Below are 16095 nucleotides of genomic sequence, written 5' to 3'. Positions count from 1 at the left end.
TTATTCGGCTGCCTGGCGGGTCGCATTGGCCTGGAGCGCGCTCCAGACGGCAAGCGGCGTCGCCGGCATGTTGAGGTTGTTGTTGCCGATTGCATCGGTGATCGCGTTGATCAGCGCTGGCGGAGACCCGATGGCGCCCGCCTCGCCGCAGCCCTTGATGCCGAGCGGATTGCCGGGGCAAGGCGTGTTCTGGTGCGAGACATTGAAGGACGGCAGGTCATCGGCGCGCGGCATGGCATAGTCCATGTAGCTTGCCGTCAGAAGCTGGCCCGTCTGCGGATCGTAATGCACGCCTTCGAGCAACGCCTGGCCGATCCCTTGCGCAATGCCGCCATGCACCTGGCCCTCGACGATCATCGGATTGATGATATTGCCGAAGTCGTCGGCGGCGACGAACTGGATGATGTCGGTCTTGCCGGTATCCGGATCGACCTCGACTTCCGCGATGTAGCAGCCGGCCGGGAAGGTGAAGTTTGAGGGGTCGTAGAAGGCCCCCTCCTTCAGACCGGGCTCCATGCCCGACGGCAGGTTGTGGGCGGTGTAGGCGGCGAGCGCCACCTGGAACCACGGCACCGACTTGTCGGTACCCGCAACCTTCAGCTCGCCATTCTCGATGACCACATCGCTCTCGTCGGCTTCCATCAGATGCGCGGCGATCTTCTTGGCCTTCGCTTCGACCTTGTCGAGCGCCTTGACGATCGCCGACATGCCGACGGCGCCGGAGCGGGAGCCATAGGTGCCCATGCCCATCTGCACCTTGTCGGTATCGCCATGCACGATCGAGACATTGTCGATCGGTACACCCAAGCGCTCGGCAACAAGCTGGGCGAAGGTGGTTTCGTGACCCTGGCCATGGCTATGCGAGCCGGTCAAGACTTCGACCGTGCCGACGGCGTTGACGCGGACCTCGGCGGATTCCCACAAGCCCACACCGGCCCCGAGCGAACCGACGGCCGCCGACGGCGCGATGCCGCAGGCCTCGATATAGCAGCTCATGCCAATGCCGCGCAGCTTGCCGCGACGAGCGGCTTCCGCCTTTCGGCCTTCAAAACCGCTCCAGTCAGCCGCCTTCATCGCCGCTTCGAGCGAGGCGTCGTAATCGCCCGCGTCGTAGCACATGATGACCGGCGTCTGGTACGGGAAGGTCCGCACGAAGTTCTTGCGGCGCAGTTCTGCCGGCGAGATGCCGAGTTCGCGGGCTGCCGTCTCTACGGTGCGTTCGAGGAGATAAGTTGCCTCGGGACGACCGGCACCACGATAGGCATCAACCGGCACCGTATTGGTATACACGGTCCGCACATTCGCGTGGATCGCCGGAATCGCATACTGGCCAGACAGCAGCGTTGCGTAGAGATAGGTCGGAACCGACGACGAGAAGAGCGACATGTAGGCGCCGAGATTGGCGATGGTGTCGACCTTCAACCCGATGATCTTGTGGTCCTTGTCGAAGGCCATCTTCACCTTCGACACATGGTCACGACCATGCGCGTCGGTAAGGAAAGCCTCCGTCCGGTCAGCGGTCCACTTGACCGGCACGCCGGTCTTCTTCGACGCCCAGAGACAGACGACCTCTTCCGGATAGATATAGATCTTCGAGCCGAAGCCACCGCCGACATCCGGCGCGATGACGCGCAGCTTGTGTTCGGGCGCGACATTGTAGAAGGCGCTCATCACAAGACGTGCGACATGCGGGTTCTGCGAGGTCGTGTAGCAGGTATAGTGATCTTCCGCCGTGTCGTAGATGCCGAGCGTCGCGCGCGGCTCCATCGGATTGGGCGAGAGGCGATTGTTCAGGATCTCGATCTCGGTGACATGGGCAGCACTGGCAATCGCTGCATCGGCCGCAGCGCTGTCGCCGATCTCCCAGTCGAAGATCAGGTTGCCGGGGGCTTCCGGATGCAGTTGAGGCGCACCCGGTTTCAGCGCATCGACGGCACCGGTGACAACAGGCAGCTCTTCATATTCGACCACCACCGCTTCCGAGGCATCGCGCGCCTCGCCGAGGCTGTCGGCAATGACGATCGCAACCGCGTCACCGACGTAACGCACGGTCTCATGCGCCAGGGGACGCCAGGCACCCATCTTCATCGGCGTGCCATCCTTGGAATGGATCATCCAGCCGCAGATCAGGTTGCCGATACCATCGGCCAAGAGCTGCTTGCCGTCGAGAACGTCGATCACGCCAGGCATGGCCTTTGCAGCGGTGACGTCGATCGACGTGATCTTCGCATGCGCATAAGGCGAACGGACGAAATAGGCATATTTCATGCCCGGGACGACCATGTCGTCAGTATACCGGCCCTTGCCGGTCAAAAAGCGCTTGTCTTCCTTGCGCGCCACGCGCGCGCCGATTCCTTCAACACCCATTGTCTTCTCCTCCAGAGAAACAGGAATTCAGGCAGTCGGACAGAGGCAATTGCAGTCGGCATCACAGAGGCCTTGATCAGGTCTCGGTCGCGGCGACCGGAACTGCCGAAGTCCTTATTCGGCGGCCTGGCGGCCGGCGGTCATCGCTTCATTGGCCGAGAGCACAGCCTTGACGATGTTGTGGTAGCCCGTGCAGCGACAGATATTGCCTTCGAGCTCATGGCGGACGGTGGCTTCATCGAGCGCACCGTTGTGACGACAGATCATATCGAGCGCCGTCATCACCATGCCCGGCGTGCAGAAGCCGCATTGCAGGCCGTGGTGCTCCTTGAAGGCTGCCTGCACCGGATGCAGCTCGCCGCCGGAAGAGAGACCCTCGATCGTGGTGATCGACGATCCCGACGCCTGGACGGCCAGGATCGAACAGCTCTTGATCGACTTGCCGTCCATATGGACGACGCAGGTGCCGCATTGGGTGGTGTCGCAGCCCACATGCGTTCCCGTCAGACCAAGTTTCTCGCGAATGAAATGCACGAGCAGGGTGCGATCCTCGCATTCCCCGCTCACTGTCCGGCCATTCACCGTCAGTGTCACTTTAGCCATGTTGTTCCTCCTCGTGTCTCTCCCGGACACGAGAGGCATGGTGTGAGTTTTATGTGACATGTGCAACCGTCCAGAAGGTCGCAAAAGAAAAATTTGTGTTCCGCATTGCAGCATCAAACCGCCTGTAAATCCTGGGTTCATCTTCGATGTCTCATGGAATGGAACCACCCTTGCGGGTGTGAGCTGCGACCATGGACTTTCACAAGGTCGCAGCTATTCTAATGGAAGCCGAAAGCCGCTGGGGGAGAGCTCAGGCGGATTGGCACGCTGTCAGAAGCGGGACCGGCTGGACCGGACGCGTGGAACTTGGAGAGATAAAGATGAAGAAAGCTCTTGTGCTGATGCTGGTCGGCCTGTCGGTCGCAGGCTGCACCCAGACTGAACGGGGTGCCGGGATCGGCGCCGCTTCCGGCGCGATCATCGGTGGCATTGCTACCGGCAATGTCCGTGGTGCAGCCGTCGGCGCCGCCATCGGTGGCGTTGCAGGCGCCGTGATCGGCCGCGTGTCCGAGCAGCCGGGCCAGTGCTACTACCGCGACCGCTACGGCAACCGCTATATCGACGCGTGCCCGCGCAGCTACTAAGACCGTCGCAAATGAAACAGGGCGGGGAGATCACACTCTCCGCCTTTTTTCATGATCGCTCAAAAAGGGGGTATGCGTTTACACGCATTTACGCCTAAGTTGTCCGACGGGTGGAGGACGCCTGACAGATCGCGATGAAAGCGACATGCGTAGACCGAGTGGATGGACATTGCCGAAATTGAGTCTTGCGTTGCGATTGGGGCTGCTGTTGTCAGTCGCCAGCCCACTCCTGCCCGGTACCGGCCCCGACGCCGCCGCATTCGAGCTCTTCGGCATTCGCCTGTTCGGAGAGGACGAAGCCGACCGCGATATCATTGATCCCCTTGATTATTCGATCACGCTCGACACCGGTGACGCCGACCGCGCGCTCCGCAAATCTCTCGAGCGGACCTCGCTTCTCCTCGCCGAGGAAGACGACCCCGTCTCGGGTGATCTCGGACTGGTCATCAAGGCGCGTGACGATCGCGATCGCCTGATTGCGACGCTCTACGAAAATGCCCGTTATGGCGGCATCGTCTCGGTGACGATCGATGGCAGGGACATCGACAGCCTGCCACCCAATCCAACCTTCGACCGGTCTCGTCCGGTGCCTGTGTCCATCACCATTCAACCGGGCGTGCCCTTCACGCTGGGCGAGATCCGCCTGGAGGGCGCTGCCGCCGGGCTCGACCCGACCGAGTTCGACCTTGTCCCCGGAGAGGAAGCCGGATCGCACAAGATCCTACGAGCCGCCGAGCAGGTGGCGGAGCGCCTGCGCGAAGAAGGACGGCCGCTCACGGAAGTTGCCCGGCGCGAAGTGGTTGCCAATCACGAGATCAAGACGGTGGATGTGACCATCGCAGTCCAGGCCGGCCCCGTGGCGCCCCTGGGTCCTGTCACGGTGAAGGGCGCAAGGGCGGTCGATCCCGGTTTCGTGCAGTATTACTCGCGGCTGAGAGCCGGACAGACCTACTCGCCCGAACAGCTGCGGAAAGCCGCAGAACGCTTAAGAGAGCTTAGCGTCTTTTCCTCCGTCACCATCAACGAGGCAGAGGAGCTGGATGGCGACGGATCGCTGCCGATCGGCATCGTCGTCTCCGAGGGCAAGCATCGCTATTTCGGCATCGGCGCCAGCTATTCCTCCGTCGATGGCGGCGGCATCGAAGGCTATTGGGGGCACCGCAATCTCTTCGGACAGGCGGAATCGCTGCGCATCGAAGGATCTGTGCGCGGCCTCGGAGAGCTGGAGAATGTCAGCGACGTCTCCTCGCTCGACTACACGGCCGGTATTACCTTCATCAAGCCCGGCGCCTTCGTCCCCTCCGGCACCCTGGAAGCAAGCATTCGCGGCAGCACGCTCGAAACGGATTTCTATGACGCGGCAACCGTCACCGGCAAGGTCGCCTATTCCTACGAGCTGACCGACGTCGACACAGTGAGCGCTGGCGTCTCTCTGGCCTATGACAGCATCGACGATGCCTTCGGCGACGACAATGAATACCTGACCTTCGGTGTGCCGATCGGCTATATCAGGGACACCCGCGACAACCGGCTGAACGCAACCGAGGGCCATTATGGCACCGTGACGCTGACACCGAGTTATGACTTCTTCGGCCAGACCTTCTTCACGTCGCTCGAAGGCTCGATCTCGGCCTATCTCGGATTTGGCGAGGAAGATCGCTTCGTTCTGGCCGGCCGGTTGAACGCCGGCACCATTGTCGGCACCGACGACCTCTCGGCCATTCCGGCCACCCGGCGCTTCTTTGCCGGCGGTGGCGGCTCCGTGCGCGGCTATTCCTTCCAGGAAATCACGCCCCGCAATGCCGCCGACGAAGGCACGGGCGGTCGCTCCTACATCACCGCCAATCTGGAAGCGCGCATCGGCATCACCGATGCCATCGGGATTGTGCCTTTCCTCGACATCGGAACCGTCGCCGACAACACGGTGCCCGATTTCAATGACATCAAGATGGGGGCGGGCGTCGGGCTGCGCTATATGACACCCTTCGGGCCCTTGCGCCTGGACGTCGCGGTGCCTCTGGACCCATACGACGGCGGTAGCCGTTATGCCATCTATGCCGGCATCGGTCAGAGCTTCTGACCGACGAAGACAGGACGAATGAAAGCATGATCTGGTTGAAGCGCATCCTGACCTGGACGCTCCGTCTCATGGGCGCGCTGGTCGCCGCCCTGATTGCGCTTGTGGTGGTGGTGATCCTGGTCGGCGGCTTCTCGCGAACCGGCAGCCAGTTCCTCGCAGACCAGATTGCCTCCCTGATCTCGACCGACAACCAGCAAATTACGCTCACCGGCACTGGCCCGCTGCTCAGCAGCGAATTCTCGGTGGACCGCTTGACCATCTCAGACCGGGAAGGTGTTTACGCCTCGGTCGAGGATCTGACGCTCGACTGGACGCCGCGGGATCTTATTCGCAAACGCTTCACGGCAGAACGCATCGCGGCGCGCGAGGTGACCATCAGCCGCGCGCCCTTGCCATCGGAAGAGCCCCAGCCGGAGACGGACGAGCCATTCTCGCTCCCGGTCGGCATCGATATCGAAACCATCGACCTGCCGCTGATCAATATCGGGGCAGCCCTTGCGGAACGCGACTATGCTCTCTCGGCCCAGGGCTCCCTCGAGATCCTCGGCGATACGATCGCAAGCCGCCTGACGGCGACGCGCATCGATGAGCCGGGCAACAATGCGGTGGTCGACCTCCTCTATGCGCCAAACGACAATCAGCTGCGCATCAACCTCGACTACCAGGAGCCGCCCGCAGGCCTGCTCGGACAGCAACTGCAATTGCCGGGACAGCCTGCGCTGGCGATCGAGGTGGATGGCGACGGACCGCTCGACAACTGGGCCGGCCAAATCATCGCCTCTCTCGACGGCGAACGCACGATCACCGTCGACACAACGCACAGGCTCGAGGCGGACGGGACGCGCAAGATCACCGCGGATGGCGGCGGCAATTTCGCAGGCCTTATGCCGCCGGAACTGCGCGACATCTTCGCTGGCGAAACCTCGATTGACCTGGCTGCCGCACTTGGCACGGACGCATCGGTGGCCATCGAAAGGGGCCGCTTTGAAACCGCCTCTGCAGAAGTGACGGCGGCAGGACGCTACGACCCGACGGGTGCCAATGACATTCGCCTCACCGCGCGGGCGACCGGCGATCCGATTGCCATCACCTCGCAATCGGCCGCCTTCACCGGCGGGCTCAGGCTCCGCAACCTCGACCTCTCCGTGCAGGGGCAGGCTCCTTCGGCCGCAATCTCGCTGAATGCGGATCTCGCCGAGCTTTCCGCGCCGCAAGGCACGCTTTCCGACGTGACACTGACGGCTCAAAGCGACAGCTTCGATCTCGCCACCCGGCAAGGGCCGATGAATATCACCGTGTCGGTGCAGGGAACCGACATCACCGACCCTCAGATCAGACCCTATATTCGTGCGCCGCTGACCATCACCGCGCCCTTGACGATTGCGAGCGACGCAATTTCCTTCGAGGATCTCGTCTATGACAGCAACGGCCTCGATGTTCAGGCATCCGGCCGCTACGCGCTGGACACCAACAGTTTCGCCGGTCGCGTGGCGGTACAGGCGGAAGCGGACGTGCTCCCACCAGAGGTCGCCGGACGCATCAACGGCCCGGTCGACTTTTCCGCACGCGTCGATTTCGTTGCTCCTCGGGCGGTCTCCTTGCGGGACATCGTCCTCTCCACCGACATTGCCCGCGCTGAAGGCTCCCTGTCACTCGACCAGGACGGCGTTCTGGCAACCGATCTGACCGGCCAGCTGCGCGACCTCGGTCTTTTCGTCGACCGCATTCAGGCACCGGCCTCCTTCAACCTCTCCGCCTCCGGGCCTCTGGATGCGCTTGAGGCCAACCTCAACCTGTCGGTCGAAGAAGGACAGGCAGCAGGCTACAAGATCGAAGATCTGACCCTCCAGCTGGACGGCGTTGCCAATCTGGATGCTCCGAGCGGCAACCTCAGTGTCAGCGGCCAGATCGACGGCAAGCCACTGGAAGCCACGGCGCAGGTTGTCAGCGCCGACGGCCGCACCAAGGTCGACAACCTCGATTTGGCCATCGGCCCGAACCGCCTCACGGGCGCGCTCGATCTCAGCCCGGACTTCCTCCCGACGGGAGACATATCATTCGACTTCCCCGACATCAGCCTGCTTGCAGCCCTCGCCGGGCAGACAGTCGGTGGTGACCTAAAGGGCGACATCACCCTTCGCTCCGAGGAGGGCCGTATTGCGGCAGATATCGAAGCCTCCGGCTCCAAGATCACGCAGGGCGACCTCACGATCAGCGAACCGCGGATCGACTTGACAGTAAATGATGCCGCCGCCCTGGCAGCAGAAGGCGATATCAAGGCCTCCAGCATTGTCTCAGGCGCCAACCGCCTCGACGACGCCGCAGTCACCTTCAGCCGGACCGGCCTTGATACCGACTTCAACCTGACAGGCAGCTATGACAATGCGCCGGTGGTTCTGCGCGGGGCGCTGGAACAAGGCGCGCAAGGACTGTCGGTAGACATCGAGGAGCTCAAGGCCAGGCCGCGTGGTCTCCCGCTGTCCCTCGGTTCTGCGTCCTCGGTCGAAGTGACCGACGGCGGCGTCAGAATTGGCGAGACCGTCATCTCGGCCGGTTCAGGCAGAGTGACACTCTCCGGTACGGTCGGCGAACAACTCGACCTGACCGCGAATATCGAGAACCTGCCAGCCACCCTCGCTGCGACCTTCGCGCCGACACTCGCGCCAGAAGGTACGATCTCCGGAACGGTGGACGTTAGCGGCACGACCGCGGCGCCGATCGCGAGCTACGACCTCAATTGGCAGAATGCAGCCATTGCCCAGACACGGGCGGCCGGGCTCGCGCCCCTCGGGATCACGGCCAATGGCCGCTTCGAGAACCAGACACTCACCCTCGACAGCCGCATCAGCGGCGGCGGCATCGGACTGACCGCCAATGGACGTGTGTCGCTGCAGAACGGGACGGGTCTCGACATCCGCGTGAACGGCAGCGTTCCGCTTTCGGCCGCAAACGGGCAGCTTGCTGCCCAGGGCTTCGTGGCCGAAGGCACCGCCAATGTCGACCTCACCATCGGCGGCACGGCGGCCAGCCCGCAGATCTCCGGCACGGTCTCCACCAACGGTGCCCGCATCGTGGATGTCCGGAGAAATCTGGCGATCGAGCAGATCGCAACCACGATCAACCTGACGGGTACGCGCGCCGAGATCGGCAGCCTGACGGGCAACTTCGCAACGGGCGGCCGGATCTCTGCCAGCGGATCGATCGATATCGCAAGCCCGGGCTTACCCGCCGACCTGTCGGTCAACCTCGACCAGGCGGTCTATGTCGACGGCAATACCGTGACGAGCACGGTGAACGGCAGGCTCACACTGACCGGCCAGCTGTTGAACGGTCCGACGCTCGCTGGCACCGTCAACCTGGAGCGCACCTCGATCACCCTGTCGGAAAGCCGTCCCGCCAGCCTCCAGGCTCTCGACATCGAACACCGCAATGCGCCCCCTGCCGTCCTGCGCCAGCAGCGCGATCAGGACCCGGCCGACGGTCGCTCGGCGAGCGCACCGATCGCGCTCGATCTCACCATCTCGTCTCCAACGCAAACCTTCGTGCGCGGACGCGGCATCGACGCCGAACTGGGCGGCACGATCCGGCTGACGGGCACGGCGGCCGCGCCTGTGGTCTCCGGTGCCTTCGAACTGCGGCGCGGGCGCATGCAGATCCTCACGCGCCGCCTGGAAATCACCAGGGCCACGATTACCTTCGGCGGCGACCTGGTCCCGCTGCTCGATCTGGAGGCCACGACCAATTCCGGCGACGCCACCATCGTCATCCGGCTGACGGGTCTCGCCAGCAATCCGGAGGTCAGTTTCACCTCGTCGCCGGCCCTGCCTCAGGATGAGATCCTCGCGCAGCTGATCTTCGGCCAGTCCCTCTCCAGGCTCTCGCCGCTGCAGATCGCCCAGCTGGCCGATGCAGCCGCGCAATTGGCAGGCGGACGCGGCACGTCGCTGTTCCAGTCGCTGCGCAGCACGCTTGGCATAGACGACCTCGACATCTCCACCGACGAGACCGGCGGCACCAGCATCAGCGCCGGCAAGTACCTGAACGACAGGACCTATCTCGAGCTGGAACAGAGCGGCAGCGAAGGCGCGAAAGCCATCATCAACCTGGACATCGGCCGAGGCTTGAAGCTGAAGGGTGAGGCCGGTGGATCCGGAGCAGGCGGCGGTATCTTTTACGAGAAGGAATACTGATCGGGGACAGGACGCGGAGGTCCGATCAGGCGACCTTGCTGGTCTTCAGCAGGATGTTGGATTCGGTGAAGTTAATCCCCTCGATCAGACGAATCCGCCGCAGTGTCTCGTCGAAACTGGCAAGATCCCGCTCTTCGAGTTCGGCGATGAAGTCCCATTTTCCGTTCGTGCTGTGCAGCGAGCGGACCTGCGGCATGCCCCGAAGCTGATGCGCCACGCGGTCCGCGAACTTGCCGACCACCTCGATCATGATGATCGCCCGGACACCCGTCGGCTGGATCTCGCTGCCGGTGAGGATGGTGAAGGCGGCAATCGTCCCATTCGCGACAAGCCTATCTATGCGAGCCGAAATCGTCGCCCGCGACGCCCCGGTCATTGCCGCGAGCGAGGCGACGGGCAGGCGGGCGTTCTGGCGGAGAGCGCCAAGGATGCTGCGATCGAGATCATCCATAATGCAAACTGTCACATGCTGGTTGCGATATGCGCAAACTATAGAGCTTTGTGACGATGTTCCACCTTTTTGATAACGCCGCTGTCGTTGATCATGCGGCTCCAGACATTGAGGACGAGAGATGCAGAAGCAAGAAAAGACGGTCGCGCTGATCGGAGTACCGCTGGAAGAAGGGTCTGGTCGCGGCGGCTGTGCCATGGGCCCGGCGGCCTATCGGATCGCCGGCATTGCTTCGGCGCTGGGCGAGCTCGGTTACGCGGTCGAGGACCGGGGCGACCTGCGCCCGCAGCCGGCCGCCGATCTTGCACCCATGGATCGCGCCAAACACCTGCCGGTCGTCGGCGCCTTCACCCGCGCGATCGAGGCGGAGACCTATGCGGCGGCGACGAGTGGCGCCGTTCCGATCCTGCTCGGGGGTGACCATAGCCTCTCGATGGGCAGCGTGTCCGGCATGGCGCGCTATGCAGCGACGCTGGATCGTCCTCTCTACGTTCTCTGGCTGGACGCCCACTCGGACTTCAACGCGCCCGAGACCTCACCATCGGGCAACATCCACGGCATGCCGGTGGCATTTTTCTGCGGCAAGGCGGAATTCGCCCCGATCCTCCCCTCGGATCGTCCGCTGGTCGACCCCCGGCGGGTGTATCAGGTCGGCATCCGCTCGGTCGACGAGGAGGAACGTCGCCTGATCCGCGAGAATGCCGTGAATGTCTTCGACATGCGCGCCATCGATGAAGAGGGCATGGGCAGCATCCTCAAGCGGATTTTGGCCGATGTGCGCGATGCAGGCGGCCTCTTGCATGTGAGCCTTGATGTCGATTTCCTCGATCCGGATGTGGCGCCCGGGGTTGGCACGACCGTTCCCGGTGGCGCGACCTTCCGCGAGGCGCACCTGATCATGGAGCTACTGCATGACAGCGGTCTGGTCTCCTCGCTCGATCTGGTGGAGCTCAATCCCTTCCTCGACGATCGTGGACGGAGCGCCCGGATCATGGTGGAACTGGCAGCCAGCCTCTTTGGAAAGCGCATCCTGGATCGCCCGACGAGAGGCGGCTGATCCGAACTTGATGAAAGTCACAAGGAGATCAATGCCAACGTCATCGCGATCGTCGAAGCGTCGCGTGAACAGTCGACAGGGCTCTCCGAGATCAACAAAGCGGTCAATGCCATGGACCAGCACACGCAGCAGAATGCTGCCATGGTCAAGGAATCAACCGCCGCGAGCCACAGCCTTGCACAACAGGCCGCTTCCCTGCGCGAACTGGTGTCACAGTTTAGAATTGGGCAACACTCTTCGCATAAAGTCATGGAAGCGCGTCCCGATGCTTCACCTGTGGCATCCCCGGCACGCAAACTCATGGCGAGTGTCGCTCGCGCCGCAGGTGGCGCCGCTGCCGCCAAGGTACAGGAAGGTTGGGAAGATTTCTAATGGTAACTATCAGCTCCACCAGCTTCGGCAGCGAGACCCTCGAGATCATCGCCTTCCGGCTTCATGATCAGGAGTTCTGCGTCAAGACGACCACGATCCGCGAAATCCGCGGCTGGGCACCCTCGACGCCGATCCCGCATGCGCCGGCCGATGTCATCGGCGTCATGAACCTGCGCGGTTCCGTCATTCCGATCATCGACCTCGCTTACAAGCTGGGCATGAAAAGCACGGTTGCCAACGAGCGTTCGGCCATCGTCGTCGCAGAAGTCCACAACATGGTGATCGGCATGCTGGTCGACCGCGTTTCCGACATCCTGACCATCCCGTCGAGCCAGGTGCAGCCGGTTCCGGAAGTCTCCGCTTCCTTCGACAAGACCTTCTCCGAAGGCATCATCGCCAATGAAAACGGCATGATCTGCTTCCTGAACCTCGCCAAGATGTTCAAGGGCAGCGATCTGGAAGATCTGGCCGCCTGATCAGGCGACCGCCTCAGATTTTGGCAGGGCAGCGTTCACAAGCGCTGCCCTTTTCGCGTTCAAAGACCCCGTTGATCTCCGCCCTGCCCTGCCGTACCAGATGGCTGACGATCTGGGAGGCTTGATCATGAAACTGCTCTTGATCCACACCGGCGGCACGATCGGCATGGCCGAAACGCCGGATGGACTTGCACCCCGCAAGGGACTCGTCGAGGATGCGATCACCGTGCGCCTGCCGGATGGCGCAGAGCTCGTTGCCGATGTCTTCGATCCGCTGCTCGATAGCGCCGATGTCGGCCCGTCCCACTGGAACCGGATGCTGGAGACGATCCGCCGCCATCCCGGAACACCCGTCATCATCACCCATGGCACGGACACGATGGCCTTCACGGGCGCCGCCTTGTCCCAGGCTCTGGCCGGCGAGAACCGCCGCGTGATCCTCTGCGGCTCCATGCTGCCGCTCGGACAAAAGGGCGATGCCGAGGGCAATCTCGATCTGGCAATCAGAGCGGCCTCAGCTCAAGGACCCGGTGTATTCCTCGCCTTTGCCGGCAAGCTCCTGCCCGCCGCCGGCCTCGTCAAACACCACAGCCACGAAGGGGACGCCTTCCGCTCTCAGCCGCAGGCAGCACTTGGAGTGCCGCAGCGCCGGACCTTCATCGACCGCAAGCTCGCCATCCTCACGCTTTCGCCGGGTCTGCCGGCAGCGTCGCTCAAGGCGATTCTGGAAACCCTGGACGGAGCCGTGCTGCGGATCTTCGGCGCCGGCACGGCGATGAACGACGGCCAGTTGTTGAAAGTGATCGCGGATGCGGTTGCGGGCGGCAAACGGCTGCGGGCCATCAGCCAATGTGAGGCGGGAGGATTGGAACCCGGCGCTTACGCGGCCGGAGCGGGCCTCTGGGGCACCGGGATCGAGAACGGCGGAACCGAGACACCCGAAGCGGCCCTCATTCATCTCTGGCTGAACTAGCCCGCTCACCAAAGAGAAGAGGCGACCCCAGGGCCGCCTCTTCGGTGTTTCGCAAGTCGCTGATTGCTCAGCCGAAGATTGCAAGGCTGTTGCGCAGCGTGATCCAGACGCCCCACAGAAGCGGGATGCCAACGACCGCCCAGGCGAGCGCTGCCTTGGTGTCGAGACCACCCTTGCCGATGCCGAAGGAACCGGTGGGACCGGCGGACGCGGCAGCGGTCTTCGCCTGCAGCGAAGCCACTTCCTCGTCCGACATGAACCACTTGTCCGACAGCGGCTTGACGAAGGCATTCGCCACCAGACCGAGGGCCAGCATGCCGGCCAGGATATACATGGTGCTGGTATAGAGCTCCGGACCCGGTGCAACGCCAGCTGCGATCTGGGCTTCGCGGATGTAGTTGACCACGACCGGACCGACGATGCCGGCCGTTGCCCAGGCCGTCAGCAGGCGGCCATGGATGGCGCCGACGAACTGCGTGCCGAAGATGTCGGCGAGATAGGCCGGAATGGTGGCGAAGCCGCCGCCATACATCGACAGGATGATGCCGAAGGCGAGCACGAAGAGTGCCTTGGAACCCATGTCAGCCAGCGTCGGTGCCGCGGCATAGAGAATGATGCCGAGGATGAAGAAGGCGAAATAGGTGTTCTTGCGGCCGATCTTGTCGGACATCGACGCCCAGAAGAAGCGGCCACCGATGTTGAACAGCGAAAGCAGGCCGGTGAAGCCGGCAGCAATTGCGGCGATCTGGGCCTTCTGAGAGGCATCGAGTTCGGCGAAGGCCACGCCCGGCGCGCCGATGAGGTTGCCGGCGAAGATCTCCTGCAGCATCGGGGAGGCCATGCCGATAACGCCGATACCGGCCGAGACGTTGAGGCAGAGCACGGCCCAGATGAGCCAGAACTGCGGGGTCTTGTGGGCGTCGCGCAGATGCACGTGACGATGGGTGATCATCGTGCTCTTGGTCGCAGCCGGGGTCCAGCCCTCCGGACGCCAGCCGGCCGGCGGAATGCGGTAGCCGAAAGCACCGCCCATCATGAAGATGAAGTATATGATCGCCATGACGACGAAGGTCTGCCAGACGCCGACCGACACATCGGTCTTGAAGTACGCCATAAGCAGGTTGGCGAGCGGCGCACCGATCATCGCACCACCGCCAAAGCCCATGATGGCCATGCCGGTTGCCATGCCGCGGCGGTCCGGGAACCACTTGATCAGCGTGGAGACCGGGGAGATGTAGCCGAGGCCGAGACCGATGCCACCGATGACGCCGGCACCGACCCACATGAGCCAGAGCTGGTGAGTCATGACGCCGAGCGCGGCAATCAGGATACCGCCGCACCAGCAGCAGGCCGAGACGAAGGCAGCCTTGCGCGGGCCGACACGCTCGAGCCAGCCGCCCCAGATGGCGGCCGAGCAGCCGAGGAAGACGAAGAAGAGGGTATAGATCCAGCCGAGATCCGCGACGCGCCAGTTGCAGGCGGTGGTGAACAGGGCGCCGATCAGCGTCAGCTCAGAGCAGCTCGGATCTGGATTGGGGATCGCCCGGCTGAGCGGCAGCCAGAACACGCTGAAGCCGTAGGCCATGCCGATGCACAGATGGATGGCAAGGGCGGCCGGAGGCACGAGCCAGCGATTGAAGCCAGGTTTTGCGATAATTCTTTCTTTGTCCAACGGCCCGACTCCCGCCGGGCTGCCAGCGCTAACATCAGTGACTGCCATTACGTTTCCCTCCACTTTAAATAAACCGCTATTGAAAAATTCCCGGCTCGGATGAACTGAGATTCAGGCTGTCTGCTCCGGAACACTGGGTTCCGAAAGAGATTCTCCCGCGGCAGTCCCCTTGCCATGCGGGCTGATGGCCGCGTCGCCGGCACCAACGCCGACGGCGCTGCTGTCCGGCTCTCCCGGCCGCTTGATCAGGGCGGAGGCCTCGATCACCAGTGGCAGAAAACCGGCTTCGGCATCACCGAGCAGCTCGAAGAACCGACGGCGCATGCGCGGCTCCCAGAACTTGTTGATATGGGTTGCAACCCCTTCCGCACGGATCGCCGCTGGCTGCGACAGGAAGAAGGTGGCGATCTGGTTGGCCATCCGCACCAGTTTCTCGTCGGTGTGGCTATGCGACATGGCTTCGTTCTCCCCCATTAATCCGGTCTGACCGCGTAAAAACTTCAAAATCATTGCCTCTGGCGATGCCGACCAGCGTCAGGCCTGCCTCTTCCGCCGTGCGGATGGCAAGTGCCGTCGGCGCCGAGATGGCCGCCAGCAGCGGACTGCCGAGAATGGCAGCCTTCTGCACCATTTCGACGGACAGGCGGCTGGTGACGACGACCATGCCGCGAGACCGTTTCCAGCCGGCGCGGCAGACGGCGCCCACCAGTTTGTCGAGCGCATTGTGGCGCCCCACATCTTCGCGCAGCGCCAGCAGACCCTCGCCGGGCAAAAAGAACCCGGCTCCATGCACCGCACGCGTTTCGCGGTTGAGCACCTGCCCTGCTCCGAGCGCCTGCATCGCCTCGATGATATCGCCTTCCCGAAAGCGAACCTCGCTTCGGGGAACCACCGGCACCGGACGCGCCGCCTGCTCGATCGACTCGATGCCGCAAAGCCCGCAGCCGACCGGCCCTGCCATCCGACGCCGGCGGGCAACGAGCGCATCCGCCGTATTGTCTTCGAGCGTGATCTGCAGATCGATGCCCGGGCCCGCTTCGATGGCCTCGATCGACACGACCTGCTCCGCCCTTTCGATGATCCCCTCGGCAAGAGAGAAGCCGACGGCGAAGTCTTCGAGATCGGCCGGCGTTGCCATCATGACGGCATGGGTCGTGCCGCCATAGGAGAAGGCAATCGGCACCTCCTCCGGCACGATCCGCGTGGCAGGAGTGGTGACGCCGGAGCGAACCTGTTCGACAGCAAAGGCGCGGGAGACACCGATCATGTC

General features: G+C 63.2%; 12 protein-coding genes and 1 pseudogene. 7 read left to right on the top strand and 6 right to left on the bottom strand.

Annotation, left to right across the window (positions count from 1 at the left end):
• Both FAA86_RS07825 and FAA86_RS07820 read right to left on the bottom strand, forming a co-directional pair.
• The gene (locus tag FAA86_RS07825; protein WP_136539538.1) at positions 1–2367 is read right to left on the bottom strand and encodes a xanthine dehydrogenase family protein molybdopterin-binding subunit; all 2367 of its coding nucleotides are present in this window, start codon (positions 2365–2367) and stop codon (positions 1–3) included.
• A gap of 114 nt (positions 2368–2481) precedes the next feature.
• On the bottom strand, positions 2482–2970 hold the full coding sequence (locus FAA86_RS07820) for a (2Fe-2S)-binding protein (RefSeq protein ID WP_054149870.1): 489 nt from the start codon (positions 2968–2970) through the stop codon (positions 2482–2484).
• A gap of 320 nt (positions 2971–3290) precedes the next feature.
• On the opposite strand from FAA86_RS07820, the gene FAA86_RS07815 reads away from it, so the two are divergent.
• From FAA86_RS07815 to FAA86_RS07805, 3 genes are all read left to right on the top strand, one after another.
• Complete coding sequence (locus FAA86_RS07815; protein ID WP_006724501.1) at positions 3291–3554, top strand: glycine zipper domain-containing protein; 264 nt, start codon at positions 3291–3293, stop codon at positions 3552–3554.
• Between the two features lie 145 nt (positions 3555–3699).
• Complete coding sequence (locus FAA86_RS07810) at positions 3700–5634, top strand: autotransporter assembly complex protein TamA (RefSeq protein WP_136539536.1); 1935 nt, start codon at positions 3700–3702, stop codon at positions 5632–5634.
• Positions 5635–5660: 26 nt separating this feature from the next.
• A complete protein-coding gene (locus tag FAA86_RS07805; protein WP_136539534.1) occupies positions 5661–9824 on the top strand; it encodes a translocation/assembly module TamB domain-containing protein in 4164 nt (1387 codons plus the stop codon).
• Between the two features lie 25 nt (positions 9825–9849).
• Here the strand turns inward: FAA86_RS07805 and FAA86_RS07800 are convergent, their stop codons facing one another.
• Positions 9850–10275, bottom strand: coding sequence for an Lrp/AsnC family transcriptional regulator (locus tag FAA86_RS07800; RefSeq protein ID WP_102020963.1), 426 nt, complete (start codon positions 10273–10275; stop codon positions 9850–9852).
• A 121-nt stretch (positions 10276–10396) separates the two neighbouring features.
• Between FAA86_RS07800 and rocF the strand changes: the two genes are divergently transcribed.
• From rocF to FAA86_RS07780, 4 genes and pseudogenes are all read left to right on the top strand, one after another.
• Positions 10397–11332 carry an arginase gene (rocF, locus tag FAA86_RS07795; protein ID WP_136539532.1) on the top strand — a complete coding sequence of 312 codons (936 nt, stop codon included), beginning with the start codon at positions 10397–10399 and terminating at the stop codon, positions 11330–11332.
• Positions 11333–11353: 21 nt separating this feature from the next.
• Positions 11354–11704: pseudogene (locus FAA86_RS07790) on the top strand (methyl-accepting chemotaxis protein); the annotation flags it as partial.
• Positions 11704–12180, top strand: a complete 477-nt coding sequence (locus FAA86_RS07785) for a chemotaxis protein CheW (RefSeq protein ID WP_136539530.1) — start codon at positions 11704–11706, stop codon at positions 12178–12180. The pseudogene FAA86_RS07790 and the gene FAA86_RS07785, both read left to right, overlap by 1 nt.
• Positions 12181–12307: 127 nt before the next feature.
• Positions 12308–13153 carry an asparaginase domain-containing protein gene (locus FAA86_RS07780; protein ID WP_136539528.1) on the top strand — a complete coding sequence of 282 codons (846 nt, stop codon included), beginning with the start codon at positions 12308–12310 and terminating at the stop codon, positions 13151–13153.
• A gap of 67 nt (positions 13154–13220) precedes the next feature.
• On the opposite strand, the gene FAA86_RS07775 is transcribed toward FAA86_RS07780, so the two are convergent.
• The 3 genes from FAA86_RS07775 to fdhD form a co-directional block, all read right to left on the bottom strand.
• Positions 13221–14873, bottom strand: coding sequence for an OFA family MFS transporter (locus FAA86_RS07775; RefSeq protein ID WP_136539526.1), 1653 nt, complete (start codon positions 14871–14873; stop codon positions 13221–13223).
• 63 nt (positions 14874–14936) lie between these two features.
• A complete protein-coding gene (locus FAA86_RS07770; RefSeq protein WP_113461485.1) occupies positions 14937–15281 on the bottom strand; it encodes a formate dehydrogenase subunit delta in 345 nt (114 codons plus the stop codon).
• The gene (gene fdhD / locus FAA86_RS07765) at positions 15271–16092 is read right to left on the bottom strand and encodes a formate dehydrogenase accessory sulfurtransferase FdhD (protein WP_136539714.1); all 822 of its coding nucleotides are present in this window, start codon (positions 16090–16092) and stop codon (positions 15271–15273) included. Before fdhD ends, FAA86_RS07770 begins: the two co-directional genes overlap by 11 nt.
• Positions 16093–16095 lie beyond the last annotated feature (3 nt).

The organism is Rhizobium rosettiformans W3, assembly GCF_004912135.1.
GTDB classification, from domain to species: Bacteria; Pseudomonadota; Alphaproteobacteria; order Rhizobiales; family Rhizobiaceae; genus Allorhizobium; species Allorhizobium rosettiformans.
The sequence above is the reverse complement of the archived record's forward strand: the minus strand, read 5'-3'. Positions and strand labels throughout refer to the sequence as shown.

Bases quoted from the DNA above. Each gene is read 5' to 3' on its own strand.
- FAA86_RS07815 (WP_006724501.1), top strand. From the start codon at position 3,291: ATGAAGAAAGCTCTTGTGCTGATGCTGGTCGGCCTGTCGGTCGCAGGC.
- FAA86_RS07770 (WP_113461485.1), bottom strand. From the start codon at position 15,281: ATGTCGCATAGCCACACCGACGAGAAACTGGTGCGGATGGCCAACCAG.
- FAA86_RS07780 (WP_136539528.1), top strand. From the start codon at position 12,308: ATGAAACTGCTCTTGATCCACACCGGCGGCACGATCGGCATGGCCGAA.
- FAA86_RS07800 (WP_102020963.1), bottom strand. From the start codon at position 10,275: ATGGATGATCTCGATCGCAGCATCCTTGGCGCTCTCCGCCAGAACGCC.
- FAA86_RS07805 (WP_136539534.1), top strand. From the start codon at position 5,661: ATGATCTGGTTGAAGCGCATCCTGACCTGGACGCTCCGTCTCATGGGC.
- FAA86_RS07785 (WP_136539530.1), top strand. From the start codon at position 11,704: ATGGTAACTATCAGCTCCACCAGCTTCGGCAGCGAGACCCTCGAGATC.
- FAA86_RS07810 (WP_136539536.1), top strand. From the start codon at position 3,700: ATGCGTAGACCGAGTGGATGGACATTGCCGAAATTGAGTCTTGCGTTG.
- rocF (WP_136539532.1), top strand. From the start codon at position 10,397: ATGCAGAAGCAAGAAAAGACGGTCGCGCTGATCGGAGTACCGCTGGAA.
- FAA86_RS07775 (WP_136539526.1), bottom strand. From the start codon at position 14,873: ATGGCAGTCACTGATGTTAGCGCTGGCAGCCCGGCGGGAGTCGGGCCG.
- FAA86_RS07825 (WP_136539538.1), bottom strand. From the start codon at position 2,367: ATGGGTGTTGAAGGAATCGGCGCGCGCGTGGCGCGCAAGGAAGACAAG.
- fdhD (WP_136539714.1), bottom strand. From the start codon at position 16,092: ATGATCGGTGTCTCCCGCGCCTTTGCTGTCGAACAGGTTCGCTCCGGC.
- FAA86_RS07820 (WP_054149870.1), bottom strand. From the start codon at position 2,970: ATGGCTAAAGTGACACTGACGGTGAATGGCCGGACAGTGAGCGGGGAA.